2 protein-coding genes and 1 pseudogene are annotated in these 2,462 nt (G+C 45.0%); all 3 read left to right on the forward strand.

Annotated elements, in window-relative coordinates:
• The coding region (locus tag BFG58_RS24325) for a VENN motif pre-toxin domain-containing protein (protein WP_254665201.1) at positions 1 to 1,120 on the forward strand (1,120 nt) is incomplete at its 5' end.
• Positions 1,117 to 1,422 (forward strand): hypothetical protein, encoded by a 306-nt coding sequence (locus BFG58_RS12315; RefSeq protein WP_069719885.1) that lies wholly within the window; start codon positions 1,117 to 1,119, stop codon positions 1,420 to 1,422. The genes BFG58_RS24325 and BFG58_RS12315, both read left to right, overlap by 4 nt.
• Positions 1,423 to 2,143: 721 nt before the next feature.
• Positions 2,144 to 2,462: pseudogene (locus BFG58_RS24195) on the forward strand (hypothetical protein); the annotation flags it as partial.

The raw sequence follows: 2,462 nt of genomic DNA on the forward strand, positions 1-2,462 counted from the left end.
CACGGCAGCAACGGCGGCCATTCAGGCGCTGGCAGGTGGCGATATTAAAGCTGCGATTGCGGGTGGTGCCGCGCCGTATATCGCCAATGCCATCGCGAATGCCATCCCGGAGACGGATCTTAAGGGACGCGTGCTGGCCCATGCGGTTGTCAACGCCGCACTTGCAGCCGCTTCCGGCAGAGATGCGGCGTCCGCCGCAGCCGGTGCAGCGGTGGGTGAGCTGGCCGGTAAGATTGCGGTTGACGGTTTTGGCAAACAGGTCAGCGAACTGAGCGAGGAAGAAAAACAGGCTGTATCTGCGCTGGCGACACTGGCTTCTGGCCTGGCTGGTGGGCTTGTCGGAGACAGCAGCGCGAACGCGGTAGCGGCGGCTCAGGCGGGCAAAACGACGGTTGAGAATAACTATCTGAGCAGCAAGGATATCAAGACGTTCACTGAGCAATATGCCAGGGCTAAAACCGATACTGAGAAAGAGGCACTCATCGCCGGGCTGAAAAAACTCGATGTTGAGCAGCAGAAACAGGCATTATCGACAGGGATTTCGATAAAAGATCAGAAGGAGGTGCTGGCAGACCTGAAAACACTCGCTGCATCGCCCGACTGTACTGCGAAATGCCAAGAGTTGACTGCTTACTCTATTAGTGAGCTTGAGCCAGTAACTAACAATACGCAATTACATGAAGACAATCTCAAAAAAGGAATACTGGCTAGCGTTATCTATGCTCTGACTATCGAGAAACCAACTTCCGGTAGTTCTGGTTCTGGTTTGTCTTCGCTGACAAAAGAGCAGCAACAGTTGATCAGAAATGCCGAAACGATCACAACAGCTAAAGGAATACAGAACCCTTATCCGAGGGATTTGAATGAGAAAATTTTATGGAATGATGTTAAGGCCAATCCTGCGAAAGGACAACCACTTGATGGAATGAATAACGATCCTCGATTCCCAAGTTCTGCGGGCTTTCAAAAGATGCAAGTTACTCATGAGTTGCCGGATGGTTCTAATATCACAATACATTACCAGTACAACTCGAATACTGGTAAAGCGTATGACATGAAAATAACAACACCACAGGCTAATCCTTTACAGCCGGGGCCATCATTAAGAGACACAAAGTGAAAATAAAAACACAACGTTCCGATACAATGATTGAAGTATTTGCGATGTATTGGATAAAAGACAACCTTTATTTCCTTGGTCACTCCAAAGGCTATAGAGGATTGTTGGCATATAAAGCTAAAGATGTCGAGATCATTGAATCTGATTTATCAGGTGATTTCACTTATTTTGCTAATAGTGGATGTGGTATTTACCATTCAGCACTTATCAAAGAGAAATTGCTTGATGATCTACTTGAAGGCGATGAAATTGCTTATAAACGCTTCTTGGAAATTCTAAAAGAAGAAGGTCGCATAGAGTAATTATTATTTTATCAATTCAATAAATTCCGCCATAAGTGGCGGGATTTTTTTGCTCCACAATACTATTCGACAATTATTAAATCCATCCCGGTAGATTATTTTACAATGGTCTGCTTCCTGTCTTAAAATTCCCACACACCTCGCAAGATTTTATCTCGCATGATTTTCTTTTTATTTTAATGGGTTGCATAAAATACAGGGTTATGTTTTTAACTCTGAATTAAAATACAGAGTCGTTGGCGACTCTGTATAGACTCTAATCAGAGTCGACTCTACACTCTAACTAGACTCTCCCCTTGTGAGACAAGGCTTAAGGCAGAGTACACTCTGGAGTGTACTCTGATTTTTAAGGGGGTCAGAGTCGCCATTTTTTAGCCGGTGAATCTGGTGCGAATCCCATAAATATTATTGACGACTCTGCGAAAAATACGAATAATATTAATATAAATAACTCGAAAAAATCCTTTAAATAAAAAACATTAACAACAAAAGACTAGTGCATTCAAACTGCAACGGTAATGCCATGGTCTGGGAAATAGTTACAGTGAAAAAAGTCAGGCACGATAGCCGGGCAATACAGCCAGAGTTGATGTCCGTAGAGGCCTCTCCCGCCTTATCTCACCTGTACTCGTATAATCCCGCTAAATCCCTGAAGAGAAGCTCAAAACGACATAACCCATAAAGTAAACATGGGTTATGATGCTGTCTGCCCAAAAGGCTGATGGGGTTGTTACTGGGCCTGGTGATCTTCACCGGGGCGGTAGTGTGTTCGTTCTCAATAGCCGTGTCGGATCGAGTTGTTGTTGAGAATAACACGCTGGGTATTGCACCTCCGGTTCCGGTGCCTGTTCCCGGGGTTCCGGTAAACCCGGGAGATCAGGTCACCAAAAACGCTAATGACAAAATAACGTTAGCTGTGGATGATCTGTTTGATGCAGTTGATAAAGCCACTCAGTGTAGCTTTGGGCGTGCATGTTCTTCGGATGATTCAGATCAGGGCTTGAAACCCAATGTAGCCGGAAACATGACGGATGATGAGA

Origin of the sequence: Enterobacter sp. ku-bf2 (assembly GCF_001742765.1) — a bacterium.
GTDB lineage: Bacteria > Pseudomonadota > Gammaproteobacteria > Enterobacterales > Enterobacteriaceae > Enterobacter > Enterobacter quasiroggenkampii.